The following is a 23,223-nucleotide window of genomic DNA, read 5'->3' as shown; positions in this document are numbered from 1 at the left end:
TGAACATAGCCGGGCCGGTGCCCGGGGGTCGACGGCGTCCGCCCCACCCCCGGGCACCGCCCCGCACCCGGGCACCTGCCCGGCCCGCCCGTCGGCAGCACCTCACTGCAGGTGGCGCTCGTACGCTCCCGTGGTGAGGAACTCCGGGAACTCCTCCCCCAGCACCGCCTCCTTCAGCAGTTCGGCCGCCTCCGGGATGCGGCCGCCCTGCTCGGTGTCGAGCTCGAGCACGGCCCGGTCGATGAAGTACTCCACCCGCTCCCGCGTGACCGGCATGCCCTCCTCGGTGAGCATGCCCTGGGTGATCCACTGCCACAGCTGCGAGCGGGAGATCTCCACCGTCGCGGCGTCCTCCATGAGGTGGTCGATCGCGACCGCGCCGCGGCCGCGCAGCCACGCGTCGAGGTAGCGCAGGGAGACGCGGATGTTCTGCCGGATCCCCTGGGCGGTGAGGGTGCCGCCGTCGATCTCGAGGTCCAGCAGGTCCGCGGCGGTGACGTGCACGTCCTCGCGCAGTCGCCCCACCTGGTGGGGCCGCTCGCCGAGCACCGCATCGAACTCGGCCTGCGCGGCGGGCACCAGGTCCGGGTGCGCCACCCAGGTGCCGTCGAAGCCGTCGGTCGCCTCGCGCTGCTTGTCCTCGGCGACCAGGAGCATCGCCTGCCGCGTCACCTCGGGATCGCCGCGGTCGGGGACGAAGGCGCTCATCCCGCCGATCGCGTGGGCGCCGCGACGATGGCAGGTGGCCACCAGCAGCTCGGTGTACGCCCGCATGAACGGCACCGTCATCGTCAGCTGCGAGCGGTCCGGCAGCACCCGGCGGCGGCCCCGGTCGCGGAACGTCTTGATGATCGAGAAGAGGTAGTCCCAGCGCCCCGCGTTCAGGCCCGCACAGTGGTCGCGCAGCTCGTAGAGGATCTCCTCCATCTCGAAGGCGGCCGGGAGGGTCTCGATGAGCACGGTGGCGCGGATGGTGCCGTGGTCGATCCCCAGCTGCCGTTCGGCGAGGGTGAACACCTCGTCCCACAGCCGCGCCTCGAGGTGGGACTCGAGCTTGGGCAGGTACAGGTAGGGTCCGGCGCCACGCGCGATCAGCTCGCGCGCGTTGTGGAACAGGTACAGCCCCGCGTCCACCAGCGCGGCGGAGGTGCGGGCGGAGCGACCGTCGGCCCGCACCCAGCGCAGATGCTGCTCGGGCAGATGCCAGCCGCGGGGCCGGAACACGATCGTCGCGGTCTCCTCGGCCAGGCGGTACTCCTTGCCGTTCTCCCCGGTGAAGTCGACCTGTCGACGGATCGCGTCGTGGAGGTTCAGCTGCCCGTCGATGACGGCGTGCCAGGTGGGGCTCAGGGCGTCCTCATGGTCGGCGAGCCACACCTTCGCCCCGGAGTTCAGGGCGTTGATCGTCATCTTGCGGTCCGTGGGGCCGGTGATCTCCACCCGGCGGTCCTCCAGGCCCGGGCCGGCGCCGGCGACGCGCCAGGTGGGATCCTGCCGGATCGCGCGGGTGGTGGGCAGGAAGTCGAGCATCGCCCCGCCGGAGATCGCCTCGCGGCGCATCGCCCGGGCGGTGAGCAGCGCGGAGCGGCGGGCGGCGAAGCGGTCGTGCAGGAGGGCGAGGAAGTCCAGCGCCGCCGGCGTGAGGATCTCCTCGAAGCGGTCGCCCAGCGGTGCAGTGACCTCGATCCGCCCGCGCCGGTCGGGCACGGCGACGCTCGACGTCGCGGACGGGCCCGAGGCGGTGGGCGACGCGCCGGGGCGGCGCTGCTCGGACAGGGGGCGGCGGTAGTCGATGAGGGTCATGGCGTGCTCCTGGGTGCGAGAGAAGGGGTGGGGGTCGGGCCGACGGGGCGAGTGCGCCCGACGGCACGGGTCCGGCCGGCGGCGTGCTCAGTGGAACTGCGCCGTCTCCGTGGAGCCGGCGAGCGCGAGGGTGGAGGAGGTGGGGTTCAGGGCGGTGGCGACGCGGTCGAAGTAGCCCGTGCCCACCTCCGCCTGGTGGCGGTGGGCGGTGAAGCCGTGCGCGGCGGAGGCGAACTCCGCCTCCTGCAACTCCACGAAGGCGCTCATCTGTCGCTCCCGGTACCCGCTGGCCAGCTCGAACATGGCGTGGTTGAGGGAGTGGAAGCCTGCCAGGGTGATGAACTGGAAGGCGTAGCCCATCGCGGCGAGCTCTCTCTGGAAGCGCGCGATCTGCGCATCGTCCAGGTGCCGCTTCCAGTTGAAGCTCGGCGAGCAGTTGTAGGCGAGCTTCTGCTCGGGGAAGCGGGCGTGGATCGCCTCGGCGAAGCGGCGGGCCAGCGCGAGATCCGGGGTGGAGGACTCCACCCACAGCAGGTCCGCGTACTCCGCGTAGGCCAGGCCTCGCGCGATGACCGGCTCGATCCCGGGGGTGACCTCGTAGAAGCCCTCGGCGGTGCGGTCGCCGGTGAGGAAGGGCCGGTCGCGCTCGTCGACGTCGCTGGTGAGCAGCGTCGCCGCGAGCGCGTCCGTGCGGGCGATGAGCACGGTGGGGGTGCCGGCGACGTCCGCGGCGAGCCGGGCGGCGTTCAGGGTGCGCACGTGCTGCGAGGTGGGCACCAGCACCTTCCCGCCCAGGTGGCCGCACTTCTTCTCGCTGGCGAGCTGGTCCTCCCAGTGCACGCCGGCGGCGCCCGCCTCGATCATCTGGTGCATGAGCTCGTAGGCGTTCAGCGGCCCGCCGAACCCGGCCTCCGCATCGGCGACGATCGGTGCCTGCCAGTCCCGGCTGGTGGTGCCGGTCTCGGCGAACTCGATCTGCCCGGCGCGCAGGAGCGCGTTGTTGAGGCGGCGCACCACGGCGGGGACGGAGTTGGCGGGGTAGAGGGACTGATCGGGGTAGGTCTGGCCGGAGAGGTTGGCATCGGCCGCGACCTGCCAGCCGGAGAGGTAGACGGCCTTCAGCCCGGCCCGCACCTGCTGCACGGCCTGGTTGCCGGTGAGGGCGCCGAGCGCGGAGATCCAGGTGGCGGGGTCGGCGGTGTTCTCCTGGACCATCTCCCAGAGCCGCTCGGCGCCGCGGCGGGCGAGGGTGTGCTCCTCGCGCACGGGCCCGGCGAGGGAGAGGACGTCGGCAGCGGTGTGGTCGCGGCGCACGCCCCGCCAGCGGGGGTCGATCTCCCAGTCGCGGGCGAGCTCCTCGGCGGTCATGCTCGGGTCGCCGGGGCGGGGAGAGCGGCGCGGGATGGAGGGATCGGAGGGGGTCATCGTCGGCTCCTCGGGGCAGGTAGGGGGCAGTACGGGGCGGGTAGGGGCGGGTAGGGCTGGGCGGGCGGGAACAGCGCCGGGGGCGAGTCCCGCGATCGACGAACTTCGTCGAGTGGTCACACTCTGACCATCCCGCCACCCCGCCAGAACCCCCGATCGCGAAGAACTTTCGCGATATTTCTGTTCTGCAGAAGTGTTCTGTGTCACGCTGTCCCGCATGACCGCGCAGCCCCCTCCCGGCCCCCGCAGACACCCCGCCGGCCCCGCGCGTCCCGACGCCGTCGGCCGGGCCGACGGGCCCGCTCGTCCCGCCGGCACCCTGCGCCCCGACGCCGCCGGCCCCGTCGGCTCCCCCGACGACGACGTGGACCCGCTGCTGCTCGGCCGGCGGATCCGCGCCCGACGCACCGAGCGGGGCCTGTCCCTGGCCGAGCTCGCCGCCGCCCTGGACCGTGCCCCCTCGCAGCTCTCGGTGATCGAGAACGGCAAGCGGGAGCTGCGTCTCGGGGAGCTGCGACGCATCGCCCGCGCGCTCGAGGTGGGGGTGGAGGACCTGCTGGACCCGGCCCCGCCCTCACGCCGGGCCGCGCTCGAGATCGCGCTGGAGAAGGCGCAGGCCGGGGCGCTCTACCAGGGGCTGGGGCTGCCGGACCTGCCGGTGCGCAAGACCCTCTCCGACGCCGCGATCGAGACGATCCTGGCCCTCCACGAGGAGCTGCGGCGCCTGCACGAGGAGCGGGCGGCCACGCCCGAGGAGGCGCGGCGGGTGAACGGGCAGCTGCGCCAGGAGCAGTCCGAGGCGGGCAACTACTACCCCGCCCTGGAGCAGACGGCCCGGGAGCTGCTGGCCCGCATCGACCACCGTGGCGGCCCGCTCTCGCACCGCAAGGTGTCGCTGCTGGCCGAGGCGCTGGGCTTCACCCTGCACTCGGTGCCGGACCTGCCCCACTCGGCGCGCTCGCTCACCGATGCGGCGTCGATGCGGATCTATCTGCCGCTGGGGCGCGGCACCGCGGATCCGCGCACCACCGTGCTGCAGGCCCTGGCCGCGCACGCGTTGGGCATGGCCGAGCCGGCCGACTACGGCGAGCTGCTGCGCCAGCGGGTGGAGGTGAACTACCTGGCCGCGGCGATGCTGGTGCCCGAGGAGGGTGCGAGCGCCTTCCTGCGGGGCGCGAAGGCGCAGCGGGAGCTGTCGGTGGAGGACCTGCGGGACGAGTTCGCGGTGACCTACGAGCTGGCCGCGCACCGCTTCACGAACCTCGCCACCCATCACCTGGACATCCCGGTGCACTTCCTCAAGGTGCACTCCTCGGGCACGATCGTGAAGGCGTACCAGAACGACCGGGTGCGCTTCCCCACCGATGCGCTGGGGGCGGTGGAGGGGCAGCTGGTGTGCCGGTGGTGGAGCGCCCGGCGGGTGTTCCGCACCGAGGACCGGATGCGCCAGTACAGCCAGTACACCGACAAGCCGGGCGGCACCTACTGGTGCACCTCCCGCATCGAGTCCGGCTCCGGCGGGGAGTTCTCGATCTCGGTGGGCACCGACTTCGCGCACACGAAGTGGTTCCGGGGCCGGGAGACCTCCGTGCGCCACGGCTCCACCTGTCCGGACCCGTCCTGCTGCCGGGCGCCGGATCCGGAGGTGGAGCGGCGCTGGGAGGGGTCGGTGTGGCCGGTGGCGCGGCTGCACGCCTCCCTGCTCGCCGCGATGCCCACCGGCACCTTCACCGGGGTGGACCGGGTGGCGATGCTGGAGTTCCTGGAGCGGCACGCCCCGCCGGCCGACGGGCCAGCGGCGGGCACTGCGGCGCGCGGCACTGCGGCGGCCGGCACTGCGGCCGACGGGCGCTGAGCCTCCCGGCCCCGACCCGGCGCTGCCCGTGCCCCCCGGCCCGCTGCTACCCGCGGGCGACGTCGGCGACCAGCAGCACGGCGAGGCCGCCGTAGACGGTGCCGGCGGCGGCGTCCAGCGCCAGGCGCACCCGGCGGCGGCTCAGCACGGCGTCGCGGAACACGCCCGCGGCGCTGCCGATCGCGAGATCGGTGGCGAGCCCGGCCAGCTGCAGCAGCAGGCCCAGCATGAGGATCTGCGCGAAGGGACTCTGCCCGGAGGCGCCCGCGGTGCCCAGGAACTGGGGCAGGAACGCCACGAAGAACAGCGCCACCTTGGGGTTGGTGATGTTGACGACGAACCCGCGGCGGAACACGTTGGGCACCACCGCGGCCTCGGCCACGGCCGCGCCCGCCCGGCGCCAGGTGGTCACGGCGAGGAAGCCGAGGTAGGCGGCGCCCACCAGGCGGATCGCATCCAGCGCGGCGGGCACCTGCGCCAGCGCCACGCCCAGGCCGGTGGCGGCGATCAGGACCCAGATGCCCATCGCGGTGGTGACGCCGAACGCCCCGCGCACCGCCGCGCCCCGCCCTTGGTTGATGCCGGTCGCGATCATGAAGGCCATGTCGGGGCCGGGGGTCACGAGGATGACCATGACGGCCAGCAGGAATGCGGGCAGGACGGACACGTCGAGCACTTCTCACCACCTTGTTCACGTGTGGGACATCGTCCCGAAACAGGCCCTGACCTGGGCCAGGAGTGAGAGTAGAGGGCGGCGATGCGGCGCCGCAATCGCCTACTTGCGGGCAGATCGCGGGGATGTCCCGCACTCTGTGTGGTGCCGCTAGGCTATGTGCGTGCTCGACGATCTGGACCACCGACTCATCGCGCTGCTGCGCACCGACAGCCGCACCCCCGTGGCGGTGCTCGCGCGGGAGCTGGGCGTGAACCGCTCCACCGTCACCTCCCGCATGGACCGGCTGGTGGACACCGGGGTGATCGAGGGGTTCACGATCCGGGTGAGCAGCGATCAGGATCAGGACGCGGTGCGCGGCGTGACCCTGGTGGCCACGGAGACCCGCCTGAACCACGAGGTGGTGCGCGAGATCCGCGGGTATCCGGAGATGGAGCAGCTCCACTCCACCACCGGCACCTGGGACCTGGTGCTCCAGCTGCGCTGCCGCAATCTCGCCGAGTTCGATCTGGTGCTGGAGCGGATCCGGGCGATGCCCGGGGTGCGCGCCACGCAGACGAGCCTGCTGTTCAGCTCGCTGCGCACCGCCTGAGGGGAGCTCCTCACCCCTCCACGAGCCGGGCGAACACCACGGTGTTGTCGAGGTGGTGGCCGTCCTCGTCGAGGTCACCGGCGCAGGTGATCAGCCGCAGCTCGGGGCCGTCGGTGCGGCCGTAGACCGCGACCGTGGGGAACTCGTCCTTGGGATAGCGGACGGCGTCGTACACCTCGAAGGTCGCGACGGTCCCGTCCTCGCGGTCCACCTCGATCCGGTCCCCCGCCTCCAGGGCGCCCAGCTCGAAGAAGACGGAGGGGTCTCCGCCCCAGGTCACATGCCCCTCGATCACCGAGGGGCCGCTCTCGCCCGGGGTGGGCGATCCGTCGAACCAGGCCGCCAGGTCCGCCTGGTCGCCGCGCGGGGCGAGCAGCTCGCCGTTCTCGCCGAGACCGATGGGGAAGACCTGCTCCTCGACACCGATCGCGTCGATGCGCACCGCGGTGGGGGTGGAGGCGGGGAGCGCCTCGGCGACGCTCGCCTCCGGTGCCGCGGAGGACGGCTGCTCCGAGGGCTCCGCCGCGTCGGTGCGGGGGACGGCCGACGGCTCGGCGTCGGCCGGCTCCGTCGGGTCGGCACCTACCGGCTCCGTCGGCTCCCCGCCGTCGTCCGACGACTGCGCACCGGCACCGTCCGACGGTGCTCCGGCCGTGCGCAGCGGGGGCTCCGGCGGCGCCCCCACCTGGTGGGTCAGGGCGAACACCAGCAGGGCCGCGCCCACCACGGCGAGGGCCGCCAGAACGGCGGCCGCCGTGCGGCGACCGCCGTTCCGTCGGGGGGTTCCCTGAGGGGTCATGTCACTTCCGGGCCGTGCGGCGACGCAGCGCGAACGCGCCCGCACCGGCGGCGGTCAGCAGGCCGGCACCGGCGAGCATCGCGCCGGACTGCTCGATGCCAGCGGTGGAGCCGTCACCGGTCTCGGCACCGCCCTCGGGCCATGCCTCCATCTGGGCCACCTCGAGCGCGCCGCAGGCGGCCGGATCGGTCGCCTCGGAGGGCAGCGACGGATCCAGGTCGGACTCCTGGTCGCCGTCGTAGGTGCCGTTGCCGTTGTGGTCCACGCCGTGCAGCACCACGGAGCCGTCACCGTTGCGCAGGCTCTCGGCCGTCTCGTCGTCCACCTCAAGGGTGCGCTCATAGCTCGCATCGCCCACCGGGAAGCGGTCCACGGCCAGGGCGCTGTCCGGGCTGGTGTCGCCGTCATTGGTCAGCGAGACCTTCACGGCGCCGTAGGAGTCGGCGGCGTCGGTGGTGCGGATCGCACCGTCCACCCCGGTGCCCTCCATCGACGGATCGGGGCACTCGTTCGCACCGCCGATGTGGATGTGCTGGGCGTGGGGGGCGTCCGCGAGCATGCCGGAACTGTCCAGCTTCACGGTGACCTCGTTGCCCTCGAGCGTGATCCACGCGGTGCCCGAGGCGCCGGAGTCGTTCAGCTCGGTGAGGTGGGCCTCGAGCGTGGTCGCGCCCTCGCCGCCGCCGTGATCATCGGCCATCGCGACGCCGGACGCGCCGAGCATGCCGACCATCGCCGTGGCTGCGAAGAGGGGGACCAGTCGCTTCGTCGTCGTGCGCATGATGTCTCCTTCGTCGAACACCGGACGACCATGCGGCCGTCGGGGGCGGCGTTCCAGGAAGGGTTCGGAGCACATCGGGACCCGGATTGGACTTTTTCCCGGAGAGATCGGAGCGGGGGACGGGCGTGCCCGTCCCCCGCTCCTCTCCCCGGTAGGGGATCAGACCAGCTCGATGCGCGCGTCCTTGTCGTTCATCACGATCACCGGGGTCACCAGCGGGTGCCCGGCGACACGGATCGCGGAGAGGTCCGCCCGCAGCAGCGGGGTGCCGGCGCTGACCCGCTCGCCGGTCGTCACCAGCGTGGTGAAGCCCTCGCCTCGCATCTTCACGGTGTCCAGGCCCACGTGGATGAGCACCTCCGTGTCGTCCTCGAGCGTCAGAGCCACCGCGTGCCCGGTCGGGAAGACGTGCGTGACGGTCCCGGCGGCCGGGGCCACGACCTCGCCCGAGGTGGGCTCGATGGCCACGCCCGGGCCCATGACGCCCTCCGCGAAGGTCGCATCGGGGACCTCGGACAGCGGGACCACGGTGCCCTGGAGGGGCTGGCGGAGACGGACCAGCGTGCTCGCCCGCACCGCGGTCACGGCGCCGGCGGCGCCGGGCTCCCCGGCCGGCGCGGCGTCCTCCGAGGAGGCCGTGACGGGCTCGGCCTGGCCCGTCATGATCCGCTCCATCGCATCCTTGACGAACTGGACGCTGGTGCCGTAGATGACCTGGAAAGACCGGCCGCCCGGCTTCATCGTGCCGGCGGCGCCGGCGCGCTTCAGCGCGGCCTCGTCGACCACGGAGACGTCCACGAGCTCCATCCGCAGTCGGGTGGCGCAGTTCTCGAGGTCCACGATGTTCCCCGCGCCGCCCAGGGCGGCCAGGAAGGACGTCGCGGTGACCGCGTACTTGTCGCCGCCCGCGGCGGTGTCGGCCTGCCCGTCCTCGGCGAGGTCCTCCTCGGACTCACGACCGGGGGTCTTCAGGTCGAAGCGCAGGATGATGGCGCGGAAGACGAAAAAGTAGACCACGAACCAGAACGCGCCCATCAGCGGGATCGCCCACGGATTCTGCGCCATCGGGTTCACCCAGCCGAGCACGAGATCGATGAAGCCGCCGGAGAACCCGAAGCCCATCCTCACCGGCAGCATCGCGCTGACGGCCATCGAGATGCCCGTGAACAGGGCATGGACCACGTACAGGCCCGGCGCCAGGAACATGAAGGAGAACTCCAGCGGTTCGGTCACCCCGACGAAGAAGGACGCGATCGCGCTGGAGAGCAGCACGCCGGCGGCCACCTTGCGCCGCGCGGTCCTCGCGGTCACGTACATCGCCAGGGCCGCACCGGGCAGGCCCATCATCATGATCGGGAAGAAGCCGGTCATGTACTGCCCGGTGACGCCGTACGTCCCCTGGGCGTCCAGGAAGTTGCCCAGGTCGTTGATCCCGGCGACGTCGAACCAGAACACCGAGTTGAGCGCGTGGTGCAGGCCCAGCGGGATCAGGAGGCGGTTGAGGAAGCCGTAGATGCCCACGCCGACAGGACCGAGGGTGAGGATGAACTCGCCGAAGCCGACCAGACCCGAGTACACCAGGGGCCACACGAAGAAGAGCACCAGTGCCAGGCCGAGGGAGATCCCGGCGGTGACGATGGCGACGGAGCGGCGCCCGGAGAAGAAGGACAGCGCATCGGGCAGCTTCACCTCCTTGAAGTGGTCGTACGACCACGCGCCGACGAGACCGCAGAGCATGCCCACGAACACGTTCTCGAGGTTGGAGAACGCCGGGTTCACCTGCGACTCCTCGATCCCCTGGAACAGGGCCACGTTCGCCGGGGACAGCATGGTGGTCACCATCAGCCACGAGACCAGGCCCGCCAGCGCCGAGGTGCCGTCCGGTTTGGTCGCCATGCCCACGGACACGCCGATCGCGAACAGCAGCGGCAGGTTGTCCAGCAGCGCGCCCCCGGCGAGCTTGAGGAAGACGCCGGCCAGGTTGTTCTCGTCGCCCGTCGCGGTCAGGATCCAGTAGCCGAGGCCGCTGAGGATGGCGGCCACGGGCAGCACTGCCACGGGCAGCATGAGCGACCTGCCCAGTCGCTGGAAGAACTTCATCGGGACCTCTCATGTCGGCGAGCGTCCTCCGGCGGCGGCGGCACAGCGCGGAGGAGGCTCGGGGTCGACGGTCGGTGTCGGACTCGGGACAGGGAGTGGTCCCGCAGATCGCGACGGAACATATCATCCAGATGGGATCCTACTGAAGGAATCCTTCATCGTCGGCGTCGGATGTGTCCGGATCCTCACTCGCCGTCCTCAGTCCCCGCCGGAGCGTGCCTCCGGCGCGCCCGAGGGGCCCCGCCGCGGCAGCTTCCACGGACCCACCGCCTCGTCCATCCGGTGCATGCTCGCGATCTCCGCATGGTGGTCTGCACTCCGCAGCACGGTGACGAGGACGTCGACCACGAGCAGCTGGGCGATGCGGTCCGAGGTGCCTCCCGAGCGCAGGCCCTCCTCGTACGCGGAGGTGCGCAGCACATGGGTGGCGGCCCGCACCAACCGGGACTCCGGGTCCGAGGTCACCGCGACCACAGGCGTGTCATGCAGCCTCGCGGCCTCGGCGAGCGACACCGAGTCCTGGGTGTAGCCCGTGGTGCTGATGACGATGAGCCCGCAGCGCCCCTCGTAGCGCGCGATCAGCGCGGCCGCCAGATGGCGATCGGAGGTCGCGGTGGCGGTCACCCCCGCCATCACCAGCTTCCTGGCGAGATCCTCGGCCACGGGGGACGAGGACGCCAGCGCGTAGACGATCGCGGTGCGCGTGCGGCGCAGCATCTCGCTGACGGCGTCGACCTCCTCGGGATCCAGGCCCTCGGCGGTCAGCTGGATCGCGTCCTCGTGCGATCGTGCGACGACGTCGATGACGGTCCGGGCGTCCGTGCCCTCGTCGATCGCGGCGACGTTGGCCGTCGGCCGCGCCTCCGCGCGGGCCAGCGAGACGGCCAGGCCGGACTTCAGCGCGGGATACCCGGACAGTCCGATCCGCTCGCACAGCCGGGACACGGCGGCTTCCGAGGCCCCTGCGGCGCTCGCGAGCTGCGCGGTGGACATGTCCACGACCGCGGAGGGGTGCTCCAGCACGAAGTGCGCCACGCGGAGGAGCACGGGAGGCAGGGAGCTCCGCCTGGCACGCAGCAGGGCGAGCACGTCGGAGGTCGGGAGCATTCGGTCAGGGTACCGGCTGGCGCGGGCCGGCTCGGCTCGGCGGCGCCGGTGTGCGCGGCCCCGCAGCACGACAGCAGAGAGCCCCTCTCCCGGAGGAGAGGGGCTCTCTGTCATGCCTGGTGGAGACTAGGGGGGTCGAACCCCTGACCTGAAGCTTGCAAAGCAGATTGCACGAACGAATTATGCCTGGTCAGATCATATTCGGTCGATCCTCAGGGCGCATCTGAGGCGCACCGAGGGTGAGCTGCACCGAAACAGTCACACCGCGTCCCGCACGTCCGCGGCCTGTGAAAGGCCGAGCTTCTTCTTCAGCGCCGGGGCGCGGTGCCGAGGCGTCTGCGAGCCGAACCGCGGCGACACGTGGACCATCTCGTAGTCGCCGCCGCCCTTCCACGAGACCGTCGACGTGATGCCTCCCTCATCGGTTCCGTCGATCACGCGGGACTGCCGCACGATCAGGTGACAGTTGGGGTGTCAGGCCGCGAGGTCCACGGCGGGGTTCATGATGGTCTCGTATTCGATGGGCGTCAATCGGCCCAGGCGGGCCTGTCGGCGACGCCGGTGATGGGTCCGCTCGATCCAAGTGGTCATCGCGATGCGCAGTTCCTCTCGGGGCCGCCACCGCTTGCGATCGAGGACGTTCTTCTGGAGCAATGCGAAGAAGGACTCCATCGCGGCGTTGTCCCCGGCAGCGCCGACTTTCCCCATCGATCCGATGAGGTGATGACGGTTCAGGGCATGCACGAATTTGCGTGACCGGAACTGGGACCCGCGGTCCGAGTGCACGATGCATCCGGCAGCATCGCGACGGCGCGATACCGCGTTGTCTAGGGCGTTCACTGCGAGGCGGGCCTTCATCCGGTCGCTGATGGAGTAGCCGACGATGCGGCCGGAGAACACGTCCTTGATGGCGCAGAGATAGAGCTTGCCCTCATCGGTCCAGTGCTCCGTAATATCGGTCAGCCACAGTTCGTTGACGTCATCGGCGGAGAAGTCCCGCGTGACCAGGTCGTCGTGGACCGGTGGTCCGGGACGCTTCCCGTTCTTGCCGCGCTTCTTGCCGAAGGCGGACCACCACTGGTTGTCGCGGCAGATCTTCCACGCCGTGCGCTCACACATCACCTCGCCAGCCTCCGCGGCCTCGTCGACCAGGAGCCGGTACCCGTACTCGGGGTCGTCACGGTGGGCGTCCAGCAGGGCGTTGGCGCGGTAGGCCTCGACGATCTCGGCCTGGGTGACCTGCTGTTTCCGCCAGCGGTAGTAGGGCTGGCGGGAGAGCTTCAGGACCCGCAAGGACACCGCGACGGAGATCCCGTCAGCGGCAAGCTCGCTCACGAGCGGGTAGAACCTTTTCCCGGCAGGTTCGCCTGGGAGAGGTAAGCCGCGGCGCGGCGGAGGACCTCGTTCTCCTGCTCCAGCAGCCGGTTCCGGCGGCGGAGGTCGCGCAGCTCGGTCGAGTCCTCCCGAGTCTTGCCGGGGCGGTTGCCGTCGTCGATGTCAGCCTGGCGGATCCATTTGTGCAGCGTCATCTCGTGGACGCCGAAGTCCTTCGCGATCTGCGCGATGGTGACGCCGTCCTCACGGGACCGGGCCACACGCACGACGTCATCGCGGAACTCCTGGGGATAGGGAGCGCGCATGGTGCACATCCTTCCAGGCCGCCCAGCGGGCAAGCCAGATCAGATGGCACCTATCCATGCGGCAGTCCCAAAAACGCTGCAGTAGTGAAGGGAACACTCATGGAACTCGCCTCCGTCCGCATCATCACCGACGACTTCGACGACATGGTCGGCTTGTACGAGCTCGTGACGGGCATCGGTGCCCAGCGCCCCGCGCCCGTCTTCGCCGAGCTGGTGACCCCCTTGGCGACTCTCGCGATCGGGCACTCCAGCACCGTGCCGCTGTTCGGCGAAGGCGCTGCTGAAGCCTGCGCGAACCGCACCGCGATCATCGAGCTGCGTGTCGACGACGTTGACGCCGAGCACAAGCGCCTTCAGGGCCAGGTCGACTCCTGGGTGCAAGCACCCACCGACATGCCCTGGGGAAACCGCTCCGCGCTGCTGCGCGACCCGGACGGGAACCTCGGCAACCTCTTCTCCCCCACCTCGGAGGAAGTCCGGGCCCGCTTCGCCGGACGGAGCACCAGCACCGGATCCTGACGGATGGGCACCAATGGCCGAGAGCGCCCTCCGACCACGAGGGCGATCGCCCGGTTTCAATGCAGTTCGCCGTCCTCTCGGAGCGAAGCGGCACTGCTGTGCGGGGCTCAGTTGTGAGCGACGTCCACGGCGACTTTGCCGAGGACTCGCTCGTGCTCCATCTGGGCGTGGGCTGAGACGACGTCCTCCATGGTGTGCACGCTGTGGACCACTGGTGCGATGACGCGGCGCTCGGCAAGGTGAGCGAGCTCTTCGAACACGGGCCGGCGCGGGCGGCCGAGGAATAGTCGCACAGGGCGGACGCGGCGCAGACGCGAGAGCTGGAGGCCGGCGAGGCTGCGAACCGGTCGCCTCAGGTTGAACGCGATCGTCACCATCCGACCACGCGGGGTGAGCAGTCGCCGATACGCGCTCAGCGATGTCCCGCGCGTATCGAAGATGACGTCGAACTCGCCAAGCTGCGAGGGCGGAGTCACGTAGTCCAGAACATGGTTGGCCTTTTGTGCTCGGACGAACTCGAAGGCGTCTGGATGGGCGAGCCCGGTGACCTCAGCGCCAAGATGTGCACCGACCTGCACGGCGACGCTGCCCACGCCGCCGGAAGCGCCACGGACGAGCAGCCTCTCGCCCGCACGCAGGCGGGCGATGTCGCGCATCGCGGTCAGCGCGGTCGTGCCGCCGGCGAGCAAAGTCGCCGCCTCGACCGGAGTGAGCCCGGCGGGCGCGATGCTGAACCGACTCGGATCTACGGCGATGTACTCGGCGAGGGATCCCTGCTCGCCGCGCTCATCGACGGTTCCCCACACGCGCGTACCGACCGGGGCGTATGCGGCATCGGCATCCGTCTGGACGACCGTGCCGACGAAGTCGATGCCGATGCGCTTGGGAAACCGCCGCCCAGTGATGAGCTTCAAGTCCCCTCGTCGCCCGGCGGTCTCGCCGCCGTTGACGCTGGATGCCTCCACGCGGATCAACACCTCGCCCGGCCCAGTACGCGCGATGGGCACCTCGGCCACGCGGAGAACCTCTGGGCCGCCGTACCGGTCGAAGACCACTGCCCGCATCGTCGAATCAGACCCTGAAGCACTCACATCGCTTGACATGCTCCTAACGCTACGCATGAAATGAGAGTCACCCTACGTTTCTGGGTGAAGTGAGAGCAGGAGCAACCGATGGTGCCTCAGATTGGAACAGGAAGCACGCCGGGCCGAGCTGATCGAGCACGTAATCGCGCACAGCTGGTCTCGGCCGCGCGGGACGTGATTCACGAGCAGGGCGTCGACGCGCCGCTGTCGACCATCGCCGACCGCGCAGATCTGTCACCGGCGACCCTGTACCGGCACTTCCCGAACCGCGCCGGATTGCTCGCAGCGGTCTACGAGAGCGAGATAGACCGTTGCGGCAGCCTACTGGACCATGCCGTCGATGCTGATGGCGCCGGCGCAGCAATCTTCCGCACCATCCGCGAGTTCGCCTCGATCGAAGCAGAGCAGCCCGGGATCATGACTCCGTTGATCGAGAAACTGGACGTCACCGACGAACTCGCGGAGTTCCAAACGTCGGCTCTCGCTCAGCTGGAATCGTTGATCGCGCGAGCCCGGCGCGAACGCTCCGTGCGCGCTGACCTCGACCTCGGCGACATCCGGATCATTCTCACGACCATCCGCGCCGTCTCGCGAGCGACCCCGAACGACGCACGTGCCCAGGCACTGCGTGCGGTGGAGCTGTTCGAGCGAGGGTGCCGACGCCTCTAGGGCGTGCTGCGCGGCGAGCCGTACCTTCCCGGCTCCTGACGATCAGGCCGTAGGACTCGTGCCGGTGTTCAACGCCTGCAGGTTGGTCGATCGTTGCGCCGAACTCCTTTTCGGCATCTGTCCGTCCGATGTAATCGCCACGGTGCCCACCCTCTGCTCGGCCGGCATTGCGTTCCTCGGCTTCCAGTGAATCGCCCCGGGTCTGGTGGAGGCTCTGATCCCACGGGAGGATGAGGAGCATGGCAGCACCGAGGAAGTACCCCGATGAACTTCGGGAGAGGGCCACGAGGATGGCCGTGGACGCGCGACGGGATCCAGCGACGAGGTCGGGAACGTTCCGCCGTGTGGGCGAGCAGCTCGGGATCAAGGCCGAAACGTTGAGGAACTGGGTCGTGCAGGCCGAGATTGACGAGGGCCGCCGACTCGGGACCACGACCAGCGACGCCGAGCGGCTCGCTGAGCTGGAGAAGGAAGTGCGCGAGCTGCGCCGGGCGAACGCGATTCTGAAGTCGGCCTCGGCTTTTTTCGCAGCGGAGCTCGACCGCCCACCGCGATGATCGTGACGTTCATCGACCAGCACAAGCACGAGTTCGGCGCCTGGCCGATCTGCCGCACGCTCACCGCAGCGGGCACCCAGATCGCGCCGAGCACCTACTACGCGTTCAAGACCCGCCCGCCCTCGAAGCGAGCGATCCGGGACAAGGAACTGCTGGTCCAGATCCGGCGCGTGCACGCGAAGAACTTCGGGGTCTACGGCGCGAAGAAGCTCCACGCTCAGCTGCGCCGAGAAGGCATCGCGGTCGCGCGCTGCACCGTGGAACGACTGATGAGAGCCGACGGGCTGCGCGGCATCAGCCGAGAGAAGGGCCCACGGACCACACGCCCCGGCGACGGCCCAGACACTCGCGCTGACCTGGTCGAACGCGACTTCACCGCGACGGCCCCGAACCAGTTATGGGTCGCGGACATCACGTATTGCCGCACGTTCGCGGGCTGGGTGTATGCCGCGTTCGTCATCGATGTGTTCTCCCGCCGCGTGGTCGGCTGGCAGCTGTCGCAGTCCCTGCGGACCGACCTCGCCCTGGACGCGCTGGAGATGGGGATCTGGACCCGTGAGTACGCAGGCCACGACGTCTCCGGGCTCACGCACCACAGCGACAAGGGCGTCCAGTACGTCGCCGTCCGCTACACCCAGCGCCTCGCGGAAGCCGGAGCGGTCGCCTCCGTCGGCTCGACCGGCGACTCCTATGACAACGCCCTGGCCGAGGCCTTCAACTCGCTCTTCAAGGCGGAGCTGGTCCGCAACCACGGGCCCTGGAAGAACATCGACGAGCTCGAGATCGCGACCGCGGAGTACATCGACTGGTTCAATCACCGCCGCCTGCACGGCGAGATCGGCATGATCCCGCCCGTCGAGCTCGAGGAGAACTACCATCGCCACCAGACCGTGCCGGCGACCGCCGACGCGGCACTTGCGAGCCTCTAACAAACCCGGGGCGATACACAAGCGGACCAAAGCGTTCTCCGGATCAGGGCTGACCCCGGACGCACATCCGCTCGCTTGCTCCGGTCCGCCGCTCATGGCGTTCGCTCCAGGGCCGTCTCAAGCCGTTCCATGTCCTTGGTTCCCAGCGACTCGCCGTCGCGGAGCCGGGCGCGGACGCGCTCGTTCACGGACGGAGCCAGCAGCTGCAGCGCGAAGCGGAGCACCGGCTTGCGCGCGGTCTCATCCACCCCGTCGAGCAGCTCGACGACGCTGTCCGGAAGCGCGATGCCGGACCAGTCCAGATCGCAGCGCACATCGTTGCGCGCCGCCGGGCCACCTCGCATCGCTGCCAGAGTGCGCTCCGACGGCGCGATGACTGCATGATGCTCGACGATCTTCTTCGCCCCACCGTAGGCGACGTAGTCGTACCGCAGCGGCGTGCCCGACAGGAGCCTGCGGTAGATGCTGAAGATCCGCATGCAGTCGTCGAGGGCGGAGTCTCCGCGGTACTTCTCGCCGAGGTCGAACTCGTCGCCGAACGAGACGTAGACCTTTCCGAGCGACAGCCCCGCCGTCTTCCACCGCTTCTCGGGGAACATGTCGGCGACGTCGAGCGCGAGCTGCTCGAGGAGGTCCACGCTCTTCGGCAGGATGCCCGCCACCTTATCGCTGAGGCGAGCAAGCGGGAGATAGTCCCCGAACAGCCCGTTCCAGGACACGACGAGGTCGTAGTTGAGCGCCCATGTCTCCAGCAGGACGTCCAGGCCGGATGGGTCCTCCCGCGGGGAGATCTCGCCCTCCCACGCATCGACTACTTCGCATCGGGCGAATGCCTGATCTGTGACGACGGAGAGCTCGCCGAGGCGATTGGGAGCCCAGCACTCGATCGGCACCTTGCCCGTGTGCCCCCGGGCATAGCCGACATCGACGAAACCGATCCTCAGCTCCCCGTTTTGATTCGTCCTCATAGGAAGATCATGCACCCGGCCACTGACGCCGATAGCGGGCCGGCCCCGGCGACCGATCTCCTACCGCTGTTCCGGCGTACCCCACACCGTCACGCTCGCCGTGCGGGCGTCATCGCGCTCGAGGGACTCGAGGAAGTCCCGGACCGTGTCCTCGGCCTCCACTCGTTCGACACACTGCGTCACGCCCACCCCATCGACGTGGAGCTCGTAGCCGCCGCGCCACGGCACGAGCCGAACCGTGTAGCCGCTCCGCCAGGTCCTGCCCTCGAGGACGTGCACATCGGGGCAGTCGGCGAGGCAGCACCCACAGATCGCGACCCCGCCGTGGATGAGATCCGCAGTGTTCCCGCACGCGCAGTCCTGATCGCACTGGCACGGGGTCTGCTCTTCGGGCTCGATCACCATGGAACACACGATATGACGCAGCACGGACACGGCACTCGCCTGCGGACACCACTCAGCACGAAGCTGTCGCCGGACCCGAGAGCCGTCCACTCGTGATCAGTTGCGGTGAAGCCCGTGCCTGCGCGTGTCGAGGGCGAGCTTGAAGTGGCTCTCGGCCGCGTCGATGACGCTCGTCGGCGTTGCCGGGTCGAAGATCCTCAGAACCGAGTAGCGGAAGCCGCTCGCGTCGACGTTGCGCAGCTCGACGTTACCGCCGTGGCCGTTGGCCGCGTAGGCGTTCCAGCGCTGCCGGATGCTCTCCGCACCGTCGGCCTTGCCGACGTACTGACGGCCGTCGCGGGTATCCGTGATGAATGACTGACGCCGACTACTTCAGCAGACTGGATTCCGGGGCGCACCGGGCGCACGCGGTCGGGAGCAGGGGTCTCGCTCTGCGTGATTCTGCTGGTCGCGAGGACGCACAGGGCGCACCTGACCCAACACGGATTACTACCGAGAACGACCGATTCGCTACCGCCCCAGCCGATCGTCGATCGCTTGACCCGGACGCGGAAGAGGCCGCCTCCCTCGCGGGAAACGGCCTCTTACCTGGTGTTTCGTGGAGACTAGGGGGGTCGAACCCCTGACCTGAAGCTTGCAAAGCTACCGCTCTACCAACTGAGCTAAGTCCCCGGGTGCGGATGTCAGGCGCGGTGCGCGGGCTGTGCCTCGGCGACCTCGTCCTGCTCGGTGGAGACGCGCTCCGCCTCGGTCCACAGATCGTTGCGGATGCGGTCGGATTCGACCTTCCGCCAGGTGAGGATCCCCGCCACGGCCGTGCCGAGCACGACGGCGGTCGTGATGAACTTCTTCATGAGTTCCTCCGATCCTCGACGTGGGCCTAGCTGGACTTGAACCAGCGACCTCTGTCTTATCAGGACAGCGCTCTAACCGACTGAGCTATAGGCCCGTGCGCGACGGCCTCCGGAACGCTCCGGTGACGGCCACCGACGAGCAACGCTACCCCGATCCGGGGTGCCGAGTCCAACCGGTCCCGGGGGTTGTTCGCGAGGTCACATCGTCTCCCGGCAGACATCGTTCCCATCCATCCGGCGCTCCGCTCCGAACCCCTGATGCGACGCCCCTCCCGGGACGTCCCGCCCCGGACCCGCCGGAGCGACCGCAGCCTCACGAAGGAGATCGTCATGAGAACTCACAGGATGCTTCCCCGGCTGGGGGCTCTGGCCGCCACCGTCGCGCTGATGAGCGCGTGCTCCGGCGGGATGGACTCCGGCTCGATGGACGAGGAGCCGATGTCCGACGGCGGCGGGCAGACCGCCGAGGAGTCGATGGACGGTCCCAGCGACATGGGCGGCATGGACGACTCGGACGACATGGACTCGATGGATCCGGCGGCGAACCTCGTGGGCGCCGGCTGCGCGGACTACGCCGAGACGGTGCCGGACGGTGCCGGCTCGGTGGAGGGCATGGCGCAGGATCCGGTCAGCGTCGCCGCCTCGAACAACCCGATGCTCACCACTCTCACCTCCGCCGTCTCCGGCGAGCTGAACCCGGAGGTGGACCTGGCCGACACCCTCGACGGGGACGAGTTCACCGTGTTCGCACCGGTGGACGACGCCTTCGGCGCGATCCCCGAGGAGGACCTCACGGCCCTCGCCGAGGATGCCGATGCGCTCAGCGGCGTGCTCACGTACCACGTGGTGCCCGGGCAGCTCTCGCCGGACGAGGTCGCCGGCACCCACACCACGGTGCAGGGCGAGGATCTCGAGGTCACCGGTGAGGGCGACGACCTCATGGTCGACGGTGCGGCCGTGATCTGCGGCGGTGTCACCACGCAGAACGCCACCGTGTACATGATCGATACCGTTCTGATGCCGCCGAGCATGGCGGAGCAGGGCTGAGCGGCGCACACTGCATAGGCGTCCCGGTCGGGCCGGGGCGGGCGCACCGTCCGCCCCGGCCCGACAGGTCCCACTGGAAGGAGTGACGCCGTATGCCTCCCGAGCACTCCCCCGCCGAGCCGCCCACGCGGCCCGGTGAGGCCGCCCTGGGCCCGCCACCCGGCGGCGATCCCGGGCAGGCCGCGCCGCCCGGCGGCGAGATCGGTCTGCACGCGCTGCCGGGCGGGGAGGCGGCGCCGCCGTCCTCGGCCGCTCTGCTGCACCGCATCGCCCTCGGCGACGAGGACGCCTTCTCCCGTCTGTACGACGAGGTCGCCCCGATGCTGTTCGCCCTGATCCGCCGGGTGGTGCGGGACGTGGCGATGAGCGAGGAGGTGATGCAGGAGGTGTTCGTGGAGATCTGGCGGCAGGCCACCCGGTTCGACGCCCATCGCGGCAGCGCCCAGGGATGGCTGTGCACCATCGCCCATCGCCGCGCGGTGGACACGGTGCGTTCGAGCGAGGCGGCCCGGCGCCGCGATTCCGAGGAAGGCCTGCTGCAGCTGGAGCAGCAGGTGGTGGACGTGCAGGAGGAGGGGATCATGAGGGTGGAGAGCAGGCGCGTGCGCACGGCGCTGGGCGAGCTCACCTCCGCGCAGTCGGAGGCGATCCGCCTCGCCTACTTCGGCGGCTACAGCCATCGGGAGGTCGCCGCCCTCCTGGACATCCCCGTGGGCACGGCGAAGACTCGGATCCGGGACGGCATGATCGTGCTGCGGGACAGGCTGGGGGTGACCTCGTGAACGAGCAGAAGCACACGATGACCGGCGCCTGGGCGCTGAACGCCCTGGACGGCGAGGAGCGCGAGCGGATGCGCCGCCACCTGGCCGAGGATCCTGACTCCGCCGCCGAGGCGCTCTCCTTCGAGGAGACCGCCGGCGAGCTCGCCGGCAGCCTCACCCCGCTGGCCCCGCGCCCGGAGCTGAAGGCCGCGGTGATGGCCCGCATCGCCACCACCCGGCAGCTCTCCCCGCTCGCCGAGGAGGCGGACGAAGACGCTGCGACCGCGGACGCTTCGACCCCGGAGGCCGGGGCTGGCGCCGCGGCCGGCACCTCCCCCGGTGTCCCGACGGCAGCCGCGCCCGGCTCCACACCCGACATCCCCACGGCAGGCGCGCCGGACTCCACACCGGGCTCCACGCCGGGCATCGCGCCCGACGCGCGCTCGTCGGCCGACGCCCGCCCGCCCGCGGAGGTGGTCCCGCTGGACCGCTACCGCGCCAGCGTGCGGCGCAGCCGGTGGACCGCCGCCGCGGCCGCGGCGCTGCTGGTGAGCACCGTGGTGGGGGTGAGCATGTGGAACAGCGAGCGCCTCGCCGAGCAGGAGGCCCGCGCCTCCCTCGAGGCGATCGCCTCCGCGCAGGAGGGCGCGGAGCAGGAGCGCGCGATGCTCTCGGAGATCATGGCCGCGGACGACGCCGCGCACATGATCCTCCCCTCCGCCGAGGGCGGCGAGCTGCAGCTGATGTACTCGCGCCAGGAGCAGGCGATGATCGTGCAGTCCGCCGGGCTGCCCGCGCTCCCCGCCAGCGAGACGTACCAGCTGTGGATGATCGACGGCGAGGACATCGTCAGCGCCGGGATGCTCGAGGATCCGCAGGAGTCGATGATGCACGACGGCGCGCTGCCCGACGGGGTCGAGATCGGCCTCACCATCGAGCCCGCCGGCGGCTCCGAGCAGCCCACGATGAAGCCGATCGCGAGCGGGGTGCTGTGATGACCGCGCCGCGCGGGGCCGCTCGATGGTCCGCCGTCGCCGGGGTGGTGGCCGGCCTGGTGCTGGTGGCCGTCGCGGAGCTGGCCTCGCTCGCCTTCAGCTCCTCCTCCGCGCCGTTCGTCGCGGTGGGCGGCGCCTTCGTGGACATCGTCCCGCCGGGCGTCAAGGATCTCGTGATCCGGCTGTTCGGCACCTGGGACAAGCTGGTGCTGTTCGCCTCCATGGGGGCGGTGTACCTGGTGCTCACGGCGCTGATCGGCCGGCTCGGGGCGGCGCGGCGCGCTCTCGCCGCCGTGCTGCTGGCGGGGCTGGGGGCGCTGGCGATGGCGCTGGTGCTGACCCGCGCCCAGAACACCGCGCTGGACGTCCTCCCCACCCTGTTCGGCACGCTCGTGGCGGTCCCGGCCCTGCTGCTGCTCCTGCGCACCGTGCACGGCCCGGCGGCCTCCGGGACCGAGGGCGCCCCGGGGGCCGACGGGGTCGGGGCCGCCGAGGGGACCGGCACGGCCGACGGGGCAGGTGCGGCCGACGGGGCAGGCACGACCGGCTCGGCCGACGAGGCCCGGGCGCGCTGGACCCGTCGGCGGGCGCTGCTGGGCGTGGGCGCCGTGGGGGTGCTCGCCGTGGTGGGCGCCGCGGTGGGCCGCGGCATCACCGCGAGCCGGGAGGTCGCCGCCCGCGCCGCCCGGTACGTGCTGCCCGCGCCCCGCACCTCCGCCCCGCCGATCCCTGCCGAGGCGCAGGTGGAGCTCGAGGGCATGCCCCGCTACCTCACCCCGAACCAGGACTTCTACCGGATCGACACCGCCCTCGCGGTGCCGCGCGTGGACCCTGCTGCCTGGAGCCTGCGGATCCACGGTCTGGTGGACCAGGAGCTCGAGATCGACCTCGCCGCGCTGCTGGAGGAGCCGATGGTGGAGGCGCACGTGACGCTCACCTGCGTCTCCAATGCGGTGGGCGGGGACCTCGCCGGCAACGCGACCTGGCTGGGGGTGCCGGTGCGCACCCTGCTGGAGCGCGCCGGGGTGCAGGACGGCGCCGACATGGTGCTCTCCCGCTCGATCGACGGGTTCACCGCCTCCACCCCGCTGGAGGCGCTCACCGACGACAGGGACTCCCTGATCGCCGTGGGCATGAACGGCGAGCCGCTGCCGGCGGAGCACGGCTACCCGGTGCGGATGGTGGTGCCGGGGCTGTACGGCTACGTCTCGGCCACCAAGTGGCTGACGGAGCTGAAGGTCACCCGTTTCGAGGACGACGTCGCCTACTGGTCCACCCGCGGCTGGTCGGAGCGCGGCCCGATCAAGACCGCCTCGCGGGTGGACGTGCCCCGCTCCTTCGCGGAGCTGGAGGCGGACGCGGACGGCGCCGTGATGCTGGGCGGCACCGCCTGGGCGCAGCAGCGCGGCGTCTCCGCGGTGGAGGTGCGGATCGACGACGGGCAGTGGCGCGAGGCGCAGCTGGGCGCCGAGGTCACCGCCGACACCTGGGTGCAGTGGTCGCTGCGCTGGGGGGACGCCGAGCCCGGCGACCACTCGGTGACGGTGCGGGCCACGGACGGCGAGGGCACGCTGCAGACCTCCCAGCGGGCCGCGCCCGCGCCCGACGGCGCCAGCGGCTGGCACACGGTGCGGTTCACCGTGGTGTGAGGCCCACCCG

Annotated in this window: 23 protein-coding genes, 2 tRNA genes and 1 other annotated feature; of the genes, 10 read left to right on the top strand and 15 right to left on the bottom strand. The window is 70.8% G+C overall.

Annotated features, from left to right (window positions below; all coding sequences use genetic code 11):
- Positions 1 to 102 precede the first annotated feature (102 nt).
- Together aceB and aceA are read right to left on the bottom strand one after the other, a co-directional pair.
- Complete coding sequence (gene aceB, locus DWV08_RS14130; RefSeq protein ID WP_115414381.1) at positions 103 to 1,803, bottom strand: malate synthase A; 1,701 nt, start codon at positions 1,801 to 1,803, stop codon at positions 103 to 105.
- 87 nt (positions 1,804 to 1,890) lie between these two features.
- Positions 1,891 to 3,228, bottom strand: coding sequence for an isocitrate lyase (gene aceA, locus DWV08_RS14125; protein WP_206516773.1), 1,338 nt, complete (start codon positions 3,226 to 3,228; stop codon positions 1,891 to 1,893).
- Between the two features lie 217 nt (positions 3,229 to 3,445).
- On the opposite strand from aceA, the gene DWV08_RS14120 reads away from it, so the two are divergent.
- On the top strand, positions 3,446 to 5,083 hold the full coding sequence (locus DWV08_RS14120) for a helix-turn-helix domain-containing protein (protein ID WP_241237452.1): 1,638 nt from the start codon (positions 3,446 to 3,448) through the stop codon (positions 5,081 to 5,083).
- Positions 5,084 to 5,129: 46 nt separating this feature from the next.
- Here the strand turns inward: DWV08_RS14120 and DWV08_RS14115 are convergent, their stop codons facing one another.
- A complete protein-coding gene (locus DWV08_RS14115; RefSeq protein WP_115414380.1) occupies positions 5,130 to 5,759 on the bottom strand; it encodes a LysE family translocator in 630 nt (209 codons plus the stop codon).
- A 160-nt stretch (positions 5,760 to 5,919) separates the two neighbouring features.
- On the opposite strand from DWV08_RS14115, the gene DWV08_RS14110 reads away from it, so the two are divergent.
- On the top strand, positions 5,920 to 6,348 hold the full coding sequence (locus DWV08_RS14110) for an Lrp/AsnC family transcriptional regulator (protein WP_115415042.1): 429 nt from the start codon (positions 5,920 to 5,922) through the stop codon (positions 6,346 to 6,348).
- A 10-nt stretch (positions 6,349 to 6,358) separates the two neighbouring features.
- Here the strand turns inward: DWV08_RS14110 and DWV08_RS14105 are convergent, their stop codons facing one another.
- From DWV08_RS14105 to DWV08_RS14080, 6 genes are all read right to left on the bottom strand, one after another.
- Positions 6,359 to 7,147: a class F sortase gene (locus DWV08_RS14105; RefSeq protein ID WP_115414379.1), complete on the bottom strand. Its 789-nt coding sequence runs from the start codon at positions 7,145 to 7,147 to the stop codon at positions 6,359 to 6,361.
- A 1-nt stretch (position 7,148) separates the two neighbouring features.
- A complete protein-coding gene (locus DWV08_RS14100; protein WP_115414378.1) occupies positions 7,149 to 7,928 on the bottom strand; it encodes a CHRD domain-containing protein in 780 nt (259 codons plus the stop codon).
- A 159-nt stretch (positions 7,929 to 8,087) separates the two neighbouring features.
- Positions 8,088 to 10,028 carry an N-acetylglucosamine-specific PTS transporter subunit IIBC gene (gene nagE, locus DWV08_RS14095; protein WP_115414377.1) on the bottom strand — a complete coding sequence of 647 codons (1,941 nt, stop codon included), beginning with the start codon at positions 10,026 to 10,028 and terminating at the stop codon, positions 8,088 to 8,090.
- Between the two features lie 198 nt (positions 10,029 to 10,226).
- Positions 10,227 to 11,135: a MurR/RpiR family transcriptional regulator gene (locus tag DWV08_RS14090; RefSeq protein WP_162801581.1), complete on the bottom strand. Its 909-nt coding sequence runs from the start codon at positions 11,133 to 11,135 to the stop codon at positions 10,227 to 10,229.
- A 258-nt stretch (positions 11,136 to 11,393) separates the two neighbouring features.
- Positions 11,394 to 11,573: a hypothetical protein gene (locus DWV08_RS14085; RefSeq protein ID WP_127097513.1), complete on the bottom strand. Its 180-nt coding sequence runs from the start codon at positions 11,571 to 11,573 to the stop codon at positions 11,394 to 11,396.
- Positions 11,574 to 11,609: 36 nt separating this feature from the next.
- A protein-coding gene (locus tag DWV08_RS14080) for an IS3 family transposase (protein ID WP_115414374.1) occupies positions 11,610 to 12,775 on the bottom strand; the annotation gives its coding sequence in 2 pieces (ribosomal slippage) (positions 11,610 to 12,488 and positions 12,491 to 12,775; 1,164 coding nt in all).
- 99 nt (positions 12,776 to 12,874) lie between these two features.
- Here DWV08_RS14080 and DWV08_RS14075 point away from each other — a divergent pair.
- Positions 12,875 to 13,294, top strand: a complete 420-nt coding sequence (locus DWV08_RS14075; RefSeq protein ID WP_115414373.1) for a VOC family protein — start codon at positions 12,875 to 12,877, stop codon at positions 13,292 to 13,294.
- A gap of 107 nt (positions 13,295 to 13,401) precedes the next feature.
- Here DWV08_RS14075 and DWV08_RS14070 read toward each other — a convergent pair whose 3' ends face one another.
- On the bottom strand, positions 13,402 to 14,397 hold the full coding sequence (locus DWV08_RS14070) for an NAD(P)-dependent alcohol dehydrogenase (RefSeq protein ID WP_115414372.1): 996 nt from the start codon (positions 14,395 to 14,397) through the stop codon (positions 13,402 to 13,404).
- A gap of 69 nt (positions 14,398 to 14,466) precedes the next feature.
- On the opposite strand from DWV08_RS14070, the gene DWV08_RS14065 reads away from it, so the two are divergent.
- The 3 genes from DWV08_RS14065 to DWV08_RS14060 all read left to right on the top strand — a co-directional run bounded on the left by DWV08_RS14065 (position 14,467) and on the right by DWV08_RS14060 (position 16,534).
- Complete coding sequence (locus tag DWV08_RS14065) at positions 14,467 to 15,048, top strand: TetR/AcrR family transcriptional regulator (RefSeq protein WP_115414371.1); 582 nt, start codon at positions 14,467 to 14,469, stop codon at positions 15,046 to 15,048.
- A gap of 58 nt (positions 15,049 to 15,106) precedes the next feature.
- Positions 15,107 to 15,238: a hypothetical protein gene (locus DWV08_RS17320; RefSeq protein WP_277601793.1), complete on the top strand. Its 132-nt coding sequence runs from the start codon at positions 15,107 to 15,109 to the stop codon at positions 15,236 to 15,238.
- A gap of 49 nt (positions 15,239 to 15,287) precedes the next feature.
- A protein-coding gene (locus DWV08_RS14060; protein ID WP_244923648.1) for an IS3 family transposase occupies positions 15,288 to 16,534 on the top strand; the annotation gives its coding sequence in 2 pieces (ribosomal slippage) (positions 15,288 to 15,573 and positions 15,573 to 16,534; 1,248 coding nt in all).
- Positions 15,566 to 15,694: a sequence feature (AL1L pseudoknot), on the top strand. (Overlaps the previous gene by 129 nt.)
- Positions 16,535 to 16,626: 92 nt before the next feature.
- Here the strand turns inward: DWV08_RS14060 and DWV08_RS14055 are convergent.
- The 5 genes from DWV08_RS14055 to DWV08_RS14030 all read right to left on the bottom strand — a co-directional run bounded on the left by DWV08_RS14055 (position 16,627) and on the right by DWV08_RS14030 (position 18,856).
- Positions 16,627 to 17,502 (bottom strand): hypothetical protein, encoded by an 876-nt coding sequence (locus DWV08_RS14055; RefSeq protein ID WP_115414370.1) that lies wholly within the window; start codon positions 17,500 to 17,502, stop codon positions 16,627 to 16,629.
- A 60-nt stretch (positions 17,503 to 17,562) separates the two neighbouring features.
- Positions 17,563 to 17,907: a hypothetical protein gene (locus tag DWV08_RS14050; protein ID WP_115414369.1), complete on the bottom strand. Its 345-nt coding sequence runs from the start codon at positions 17,905 to 17,907 to the stop codon at positions 17,563 to 17,565.
- A 599-nt stretch (positions 17,908 to 18,506) separates the two neighbouring features.
- Positions 18,507 to 18,579, bottom strand: a tRNA-Ala gene (locus DWV08_RS14040).
- An 11-nt stretch (positions 18,580 to 18,590) separates the two neighbouring features.
- Positions 18,591 to 18,761: a DLW-39 family protein gene (locus DWV08_RS16910; protein ID WP_115414368.1), complete on the bottom strand. Its 171-nt coding sequence runs from the start codon at positions 18,759 to 18,761 to the stop codon at positions 18,591 to 18,593.
- Positions 18,762 to 18,782: 21 nt separating this feature from the next.
- A tRNA-Ile gene (locus tag DWV08_RS14030) sits at positions 18,783 to 18,856 on the bottom strand.
- 235 nt (positions 18,857 to 19,091) lie between these two features.
- Between DWV08_RS14030 and DWV08_RS14025 the strand changes: the two genes are divergently transcribed.
- The 4 genes from DWV08_RS14025 to DWV08_RS14010 all read left to right on the top strand — a co-directional run bounded on the left by DWV08_RS14025 (position 19,092) and on the right by DWV08_RS14010 (position 23,213).
- Positions 19,092 to 19,808, top strand: a complete 717-nt coding sequence (locus DWV08_RS14025; protein WP_115414367.1) for a fasciclin domain-containing protein — start codon at positions 19,092 to 19,094, stop codon at positions 19,806 to 19,808.
- A gap of 92 nt (positions 19,809 to 19,900) precedes the next feature.
- Positions 19,901 to 20,590, top strand: coding sequence for an ECF RNA polymerase sigma factor SigK (gene sigK / locus DWV08_RS14020; protein ID WP_115414366.1), 690 nt, complete (start codon positions 19,901 to 19,903; stop codon positions 20,588 to 20,590).
- Positions 20,587 to 21,564, top strand: coding sequence for an anti-sigma factor domain-containing protein (locus DWV08_RS14015; protein ID WP_115414365.1), 978 nt, complete (start codon positions 20,587 to 20,589; stop codon positions 21,562 to 21,564). Before sigK ends, DWV08_RS14015 begins: the two co-directional genes overlap by 4 nt.
- Positions 21,564 to 23,213, top strand: coding sequence for a molybdopterin-dependent oxidoreductase (locus tag DWV08_RS14010; RefSeq protein WP_115414364.1), 1,650 nt, complete (start codon positions 21,564 to 21,566; stop codon positions 23,211 to 23,213). Before DWV08_RS14015 ends, DWV08_RS14010 begins: the two co-directional genes overlap by 1 nt.
- The last annotated feature ends 10 nt before the right edge of the window (positions 23,214 to 23,223 follow it).

It is taken from the genome of Brachybacterium saurashtrense, from assembly GCF_003355475.1.
Classification (GTDB): Bacteria; Actinomycetota; Actinomycetes; order Actinomycetales; family Dermabacteraceae; genus Brachybacterium; species Brachybacterium saurashtrense.
This window is presented reverse-complemented; position numbering and strand designations above follow the sequence as displayed.